The organism is Advenella sp., assembly GCF_052108595.1.
Lineage (GTDB): Bacteria > Pseudomonadota > Gammaproteobacteria > Burkholderiales > Burkholderiaceae_B > Advenella.
This window is the reverse complement of record NZ_JBQEAU010000151.1, coordinates 1-8349: the sequence shown is the minus strand read 5'-3', so window position 1 is coordinate 8349 and position 8349 is coordinate 1. Positions and strand designations below refer to the sequence as shown.

Here is an 8349-nt window from a genome sequence, read left to right as displayed (position 1 = left end):
GCAGGATATTCAGTTCATGATTACCCAAAACACAAATGGCATTCCCGGCATTGGCCATGCCCTGCACCAGCCTGACCACCGCAGGGCTGTCGGGCCCGCGGTCACATAAATCACCAATAAAGACCAGTTTACGACCCGCCGCATGACGGCCAAGGCTGTCATAACCCAGGTAATGCAACAGTAGACTAAGCGCTTCATATTCACCATGAACGTCCCCAATAATATCCAGGGACGCAGACGGGAGCGTCACGATAGGTTGATAGGAATGGAGCAAGTTCATTGTGTTTTTACTGCCTGTGAATAAAAGGATTCTTTCAGAAATCGACACGAGATTGCACATATTCATGGGGACCAATGGGCATGATCAGGCGCAAACAAAGGCTGATCGCTCCAAAATTTTGCGCCACGCGGTTGCGATCGCGTCGTTCCCAGAACGCCTATTTTACCGATTTCATATCGCTTATCGGCAGCGCCGGAACAAAGCCAGCACTGCCCTGCTTCGGGTAACAGGCCGTGGGCAATCAATCCCGGCCACTAAATCCTGTAATCTGCAGCACGTGCCTCTGGCATTATCACAGGGACGCCCGTTCAACCGATCACAACTGAAATGGCATTGAATCCCGGAGAAACATCCTGAAGCATGCACACTCTGCAGTCGGTTCGCCAAGTAACACGCTGAAATGTCGTTAACGGTTTAGAAAAACGCTTACCCCGCATCTTGCCTTATGATCAAAGCGGTAATAACCTGTGTTCGGGGGTACAAATATGAAGCTGCTTAGCACAACCGCAATTTTTTTATCACTCATTCTTCTGTCGGGCTGTATCGTTCACGATCACGGTCGAGGTGGACGAGGGTTTGACCGCGACGGCTATTCTGACCGGCATTCCCATTATGATCATCGAGACCGTGGCTATCGCGGCCGGGGTCATCACCGCTGGTAACGCGAAGGCGTGGCAAGGTTTCAGAACTGGGTGATAACATATCGGCGACCGCAGCACTGCCAATGATTCCGCCAGTCGGGCACAGACAGTGCTGTACCAACGCACAAACACTACACCTCTTCTTAGTCGTGAAGCATCACTTTTATATAAATGGCAACCAGACATACGTCCTGTTGCGGTAAGCACGGTGATGCGCTACGTGCCCCTCAACATTTTCAAGAAGAACTATTTGAAGCTCATCAATTAGCGTCTGATCTCGTTGTCGACCAAAAAACAGATTTTATGATCCACAACAGGATTTACGCTGCGCGACTCAAAGGTTGATTTGGGTCATTCCGGGGGATGAATAATGGCAATTTTCCCTAAATATAATAATTAAATTAATAAGTTAAAAAATAGCTTTGCTATTGCATACGCGCAGCCACGATCTGGGGGTCATTCAATAAGATCTGGGCAAACTCCCTTACCAGTTCATTTTTTTCCGAAGCAACGGTTCTGACCAGATACAAGTGGCGAACTGCCCAGGTATCGCTTATGGCCAGCGGCACCACACGCCCATTGCGTTCGCTTTCGGCCACGACACTGGCTGGCACAACGGCTGCGCCCACACCCGACTCAACCATATAAATTGTTGAACTGAAGTTATGGACATGCACCCGGGTTTTCATGGGCCTGCCCGTCAGCCTGGCCTGATTGGCCAGAAAGTGAAAATTGCTGCTGCTATGATCCATACTGACCAGATCGTAGGTCAGCACATCCTCAAAGGCAACGGTTTTCGCGCTTGCCAACGGATGGTCAGGAGAAACCGCGCAGACGAGCCGGTCAATCGCATATAGCTCGCGCATCAGACCCGGCAATTGTTCCAGATCAGCACCCACGCCTATATCGGCCTGGCCCTCGACGATCGCATGGCTTATTGTCAGGCTTTCTTTTTCTTTCAGATCAATATCTATGCCTGCATTTGAAGTGAGAAATCGCGTCACACTGGGGATGATGAAACTATTGAGCGCACTGCTATTTGCCAGAAGTCGGATACTGCCCCGCAAATTACTTGCATAATGACTTAACTCTGCATGCATTGTTTCAACTTCTGCAAGCAACTTCTTGGCGTGCTTGGTCAGTACCTCGCCCGCTGGGGTGGATATCATGCCTTTGGGGGTACGCAAAAACAGCGCGCTGCCCACTGTATATTCCAGATTCTTAAGCCGATAACTGGCTGACGATGCAGTCATATGCATGCGTTCAGCACCGGTAGACAGGTTCTGCGCTTGCACGATAGCCAGAAAAAGACGGAGATCTTTTAATTCGTAGCGCACAAGCGCTCCTTTTCGTTTGAAATATGCCAGTTAACATATTATTGTACTGGCTACGTCAAACCAAAAAGAGAAACTCGGTATCAGGTGGCCCGATGGCAGACCGCGACATCAGCTACGCAGACTTGCCTTTCTGTTTGTCTTTTACAAATTGGCCCATGTATTTTTGTGGTTCGCCGGTATCGAACGCTTCTCCGAACTCGCGAACGCTATTTTGTATTGACGTCTGCAACGGTTCGTTTTGCCATTCGCGCAGCAAGCGCTTTTGTTGGGCAAGCACTTGCGGCCCGCATTGGGCCAGGCCAGTCGCTACCTGCAGCATGTGCGCATCCAGATCTGCAAGCGCGACCGCTGCGTCAACCAGACCCATGTCCAGCGCCTGCTGCCCGTTCACCACCTCGCCGGTCAACAGCAGCCAGGACGCCCGTGCGCCGCCAATCAGGCGCGGTAGCAGTGCCGCATGAATAATGGACGGGATACCCACTTTGACCTCCGGCATCCCCAAATTGGCGCTGGCGGCGCATATACGCAAATCACACGCCAGCGCCAGCTCCAGGCCGCCGCCCAGGCACCAACCCGGAATCCGTGCAATAACCGGCACAGGAAGAAGTCGTACCGCCTCACACAGTTGCCGCAGCAGGTCAATGAATGCTACCGCATGCTCTTTGTCAAACGTTGCCATTTCCTTGATATCTGCGCCGGCTATAAACGCCTTATCAGCGTCGCCACGTAGAATCAGCACGCGAAGGGTTTGGTTGTTTTTCAAATCAGAAAGCGCCTCCAGCAAAGATGCAACGACCGGTGTTCCTAATATATTGAGCGTACCGGCGTTTTTAATACAAAGCGTGCCTATCCCCTGCTCGTCTATCGAAAAAGAGGCGTGTGCGTATTCGGTTGCTGTTGTCATTTCATACTCACAGTTTTTCAAAATTAATGTCATTTACAATGGCCCGCCACTGCACGTTCGAATCACGGATGATGTTCGCAAACTCCTGGCGTGTCGTATAAGCTGGAATCGCTCCTTGTTTTTGCAAGGCAGCAATAACCTGCGGATCGGACAGCGTCTTCTTCACTGCACTGTTCAATGTATCCAGTGTCGCGTCGGAAACCCCGGCCGGCGCGGCCAGACCAAACCATGATGGCGTGTTCAATTGCGGATAACCAGCCTCTGCATAAGTAGGTGTATCTGGCAATTGTTTTAACCGGGTGGGTGAAGCCACCGCAAGCGCACGGATTTTTCCCGCTTCCAACTGGCCGGCCGACGATGGATAGTTATCAAACACTACATTTATCTGACCTGCCAGCAAATCCGTCAGCGCCGGTCCCAGCCCCTTGTACGGAACATGCAGCATTTTGCTGTTGGTCGCTTTAAGAAACCTTTCTCCGAATAAATGGCTGTATCCGCCATTGCCGGATGAACCAAATGAGAATTTCTCCGGATTGGCCTTCAGTTGCTTGACCAATTGATCGAATGTCTTTATATCGGTAGACGTCCTGATATCCAGTACACCAGGCACATTGGCCAGATTGCTGATCGGTGCAAAATCCTTGATCGGGTCATACATCTGTTGCTTCTGGACGCTGGGATTCACGCTATGGGAGCTTTCCACCGCCATCACCAGCGTATAGCCATCCGGCGCCTCACGGCTGGCCGCCGCACTGCCGATCGCCCCGCCCGCTCCGGGCTTGTTAAGAATGACCACAGGCTGCCCCAGAACATCACCAAGCCCGGACGCCACAATTCGGGCGATCAGGTCGGTCGTGCCGCCCGGCGCATAGGGAACGATGAGCTTGAGCGGCTTGTCAGGAAAAGCGGCCATGGCTGGCAAAGCTGCCGTAACCAGGCCTGCACATAGGCCGTATGTCAAAATGGATATTTTCACTGTATGTCTCCTTAACTGTTATCTGTTTCGGTTTAGTCAAATACTGCTTTGGTGTGCTCGCCCAACAAAGGCGGTGGGACGGAACACGATGTTGACCCGGGTGCAAGCATAGGATTCCTGATCAATGGAATCCGCCCCAGCTGGGGGTGAACAACGCTCTGCAGCATTTGGCGATGGCGGACCTGCTCATCCGCGAAAACGTCTTCAAGCGTATTGACGGCTCCCCAGGAAATGCCAAGATTATCCAGTGCCGCAGTCCAGTAACTTCTGGGTTCGACAAGCAGAATGTCTGCCAGTACAGCTCTGAGCGAAGGCAAATTTCGGATGCGTTCGCTATTGGTCGAAAACCGCTGATCCTCTGCCAGCTCGCTTCGGTCGCAGAATGCGCAGAAGCGCGCAAACTGGGTATCATTGCCAACGGCAAGAATCAGATAGCCATCGCTTGCCCTGAAGACCTCATAGGGCGCCAAATTCGGATGCGCGTTACCGCTACGAGCGGGGTTTTCTCCAGAGATCAGATAATTGGCAGCCTGATTCGCATTCATGGCCACTGCCACATCGAACAAGGCCAGGTCCAGCCACGTGCCCTGCCCGGTACCATGGCGTTGAAACAGCGCCGCCAATATGGCGGAGGTGGTATACATGCCAGTTGTAATATCGACGACAGCAACGCCGGTGCGTAGCGGACCTGCACCTGGCTCGCCATCAGCATGCCCGGTATAACTCATCAGTCCGCCCAGACCCTGAAATATATAGTCGTAGCCCGGCCTGGCCGATTTCGGGCCCGTCTGGCCATAACCAGTGATTGATGCATACACCAGGCGCGGATTGATGTGCCTGATACTCTCGTAGTCCAGGCCGTATTGCTTTAGGGTACCAACCCGATAGTTCTCAACCAGGACATCGGCGCCACGAATAAGCTCCAGGAGCTTTTCCCGGTCAGGCGCATTTTTGAAATCCAGGCATATTGATTTTTTATTCCGGTTGCAGCACATAAAATAGGCTGACATCGACTCACCGGATTCGGCTTCAAGGTACGGTGGCCCCCACTGACGGGTATCATCACCCGACTCGGGCCGCTCCACTTTAATGACCTCTGCCCCCAAATCGGCCAGATTCTGAGTACACCAGGGTCCTGCCAATATCCGGGACAAGTCGACAACCCGAATACCCGTTAACGCGCCAGCCAGCATAAAAGTTCTCAATCCACAAAATCAAACGTGGATTCAGTCTAGCGTAGCCACTCACGTCCGATCCAGTTCAAATTTTCGACAGGGGCGTTCGAATATTTCAATCCGGATTCAATCAAAGCCAATTTGTCACCATCGGCCAGGATGTGCTGCGCGAAATCACCAGCCGATATTTAACTAGCCCCAGAAAACAAAGGATAAAGGTGAACACATCGTTCACCGGGCAGTTGTGGGCTAAACAGCAAGACACTTGCAGCAATACATTGATTGAAACAAAAAGACTCAATTGCAATAACCTTGCAATTGAGCCTTTTTGTTCTTAACTGGCCTATCCTACACGTCCAGCCTGCCACGTTCAATATCCAAGTACACGATAGCCGGTGTTACCCCGGTTGTCTACCAACAAAGTGCCTTGCGCAACGATTGCCGGTAGTAACGCTGTGTAAGCGCCTTGTGGCCTGTTTGCTCGCACAGATCGCTATTTGGCAGCGAGTGGATTCGCAGCGCTTGTAACCTTGAGCGTTACCCTACGGTTTGGCGCCAGGCAAGTAATCAACGTCACCTTAGCCATACGCTGGTCGCATTGTGCAAACATCGTGGTTTCACCGGCGCCTCGAGCAATCATCACGCCGGCAGGAATGCCCAGTGTCTCCAGATATTGCCTGACTGTCATAGCCCGCTGCTCAGACAGCATGCTGTTGTGGGCTGCTGAACCCAGAGGATCGGTATAGCCTGTTATCTGAATAGACTCTATAGCGCCTAATTGTCCAATTTCGCGTGCTATCTCCTGCAATCTACTCTTGCCGGAGGCAGTCAGGTTCGTCAGGTCTGCTTTATTGAAAGCAAACACGCCATCGGCAGAAAGATCAAACTGCTGCATCTGTTTATCCGAGTTGAGCGTGCACATATCGTTCGGATCGCCAACAGGACGCATGAAGAAGCTTTGTGCATGATAATTTTTATCGAAAACCACCTTGAACTGGCAGGTAGTGACCCTGTTCCTTCCATTTCCGGGGGTGCGGAAATGAAACAGATAATCCCACTCTCGTACGCCGAAGAATCCTTCCTGGAAATGTGGGCGTCCCAACAGGTGGTACAGCTGGTCTTTGGTCATTCCTGACTTGACCAGCTTGAGTGAGTCACGATTCGGGAATGTACCCTGATCATTGTCGAAAGTTACTTTACGTGGATCTGGAAACACGGGCTTTTCCGTTGTGCCGTCCGCCGTGACTTCACTCAGCGAGGAACATCCGCCCAGAACAAGGCTGGCAACCATCACCATTGCTGCAACTACACGTTTGCTTGTGGAATATTTCATCTTCATCCAACATCATCCATCTGTTAATCTGCAGCCCCGGCCGAAACCGGGACTGTCCCAAGATTTACTGGTTTACCATTGATACCCGATACCCGCGCCAACCATCGTTTTGCCACGTGTATTGCCACTTACACTACCCTTGATAATCCAATTGCCGTTTTCGGATACCTTGGATAAACCGGCCGCAAAGCCTTGCTGGCCAACGTATCTCGCGGTTGCCAGGGCAAACATGCTCTTGCCTGGCAAGTAGGCTTGTGGCAGGTTTGCCATGGCACCCGCTGTTGCACTGCCAGCATTGGCATCCTTGGCTACACGATCCAGATTGCCTTGCAGACGATTAAGGGCCGCAGCCGTACCACCTGCCAGACTATGCAGTTGGCCGCCAGTGACCGCATCCGTACTACCCTCGGCAATCTCACCTGGCTTCAGATTCGTGATCGGTTTGCCGGCTGCATCAATGCCAGATTGGGTCAAAGCGGGGCCATCAATCACGCCCAGGTATGATTTGGCAGAGATCGTATCGCCTTCCACCCGGTCGGTTTTTACCGACTCGAACGTCACATTCGGCACTGTGGCAACCGTAATCTGGTTACCATCGCGCGTCAGCTGCATATTACTTCCCTGGTTGAAGCCAACCGTAGAACCCGCTGCCACATTCTGCGGCGTATCGTTATTCAGTTGCAATTGCCATCCGCGATCGGCAGCTTCGCCAATGCTACTGAGCGCATCCGCTACGTTGCGGTAGGAATTATTACCAATACGAATTGTCGTATCAAGCTGCCCGGTTTCAGCATTAAAGCGTGTCTCGCCACCCAACGTGCTTGCAATACTTTGGCCAAGGCCATAGAGTTGCTGCCCATTGACTGCCTGCACGCTGTCAGCCGAAAGCGTAGCCCTGGCCACATTGTTCAAGCTCACTGGCGCAGTTGTGTCCTGCCCAACCAATGTTACGGAATTGGTCTTGATAAACGGATCGGCGATGGGGTCGTTTTTGCCATTCGCCTGATTGGCCTGCGTATACTGTAATGGCGAGCTGGCAGCAGACACACTCACTGTGGACACACCGTTATCCTGAGTTACGCCCACTTTGGTATACTCATTGCCCGCAACAAACCGAACTTGTCCGCCGGTAGCCACATTCGCAACAATCCCGTCGGCGCCTGCAATGTCCCAACTGCGTCTGGCGACTGTGCCAACATTATTATTGATCGCGTCCAGAGCACTATTGACGCTCGTGAAAAGTTTATCGCCGATCTTCAATCCGGCTTTGACCTCGCCCGTTTCAGGATCGAAGGTACTATCACCACCGAAGGCGGCCGCTGTGCTACTACCAGCCGCAAACAGCTGGCTGGCGTTGACACCATCCTTGCTGTCTGCTGACAGCGTACCTGCTGCCACATTAGTTAGCTTTTTGTCGCTCAGGTCAATACCGGTGCTGCTCAACACAGGACCACCGTTGTTGAAGGTCAGGCTATCTGCGGTGAGGTCTGCTACCGTTGCGATGGTGATCTCATTACCGTTTCGGATAATATCGATGTTGGTGCCATCAATGAACTGAACGGTATCGCCAGGCGCCACTTTCGTTGCAGTATCTCCATTGGCTTGCAGATTCCATCCTTTAGATGCTTCAGTAGTGGTCGCTGCCAGAGTGGTGTTTAGATCACCCAGCGCGTCGTTCACATTTGAGAAGTTTTTGTCCCCGA

Annotated in this window: 7 protein-coding genes; all 7 read right to left on the bottom strand. The window is 52.1% G+C overall.

Annotated elements, in window-relative coordinates:
• Positions 1-280, bottom strand: a 280-nt coding sequence (locus ACTIKR_RS19165) for a metallophosphoesterase (protein ID WP_442328714.1), incomplete at its 3' end; no start/stop codon positions are given.
• 1066 nt (positions 281-1346) lie between these two features.
• Positions 1347-2258 (bottom strand): LysR family transcriptional regulator, encoded by a 912-nt coding sequence (locus ACTIKR_RS19160; protein WP_370540144.1) that lies wholly within the window; start codon positions 2256-2258, stop codon positions 1347-1349.
• A gap of 112 nt (positions 2259-2370) precedes the next feature.
• Positions 2371-3162: an enoyl-CoA hydratase gene (locus ACTIKR_RS19155; RefSeq protein ID WP_193086704.1), complete on the bottom strand. Its 792-nt coding sequence runs from the start codon at positions 3160-3162 to the stop codon at positions 2371-2373.
• Between the two features lie 7 nt (positions 3163-3169).
• Positions 3170-4138: a Bug family tripartite tricarboxylate transporter substrate binding protein gene (locus ACTIKR_RS19150; RefSeq protein ID WP_193086703.1), complete on the bottom strand. Its 969-nt coding sequence runs from the start codon at positions 4136-4138 to the stop codon at positions 3170-3172.
• 32 nt (positions 4139-4170) lie between these two features.
• A complete protein-coding gene (locus ACTIKR_RS19145) occupies positions 4171-5331 on the bottom strand; it encodes a CaiB/BaiF CoA transferase family protein (RefSeq protein WP_442328715.1) in 1161 nt (386 codons plus the stop codon).
• A gap of 475 nt (positions 5332-5806) precedes the next feature.
• Positions 5807-6652, bottom strand: a complete 846-nt coding sequence (locus ACTIKR_RS19140; protein WP_442328713.1) for an OmpA family protein — start codon at positions 6650-6652, stop codon at positions 5807-5809.
• A 66-nt stretch (positions 6653-6718) separates the two neighbouring features.
• On the bottom strand, positions 6719-8349 hold a 1631-nt coding region (locus ACTIKR_RS19135; protein WP_442328712.1), incomplete at its 5' end, for a YadA family autotransporter adhesin.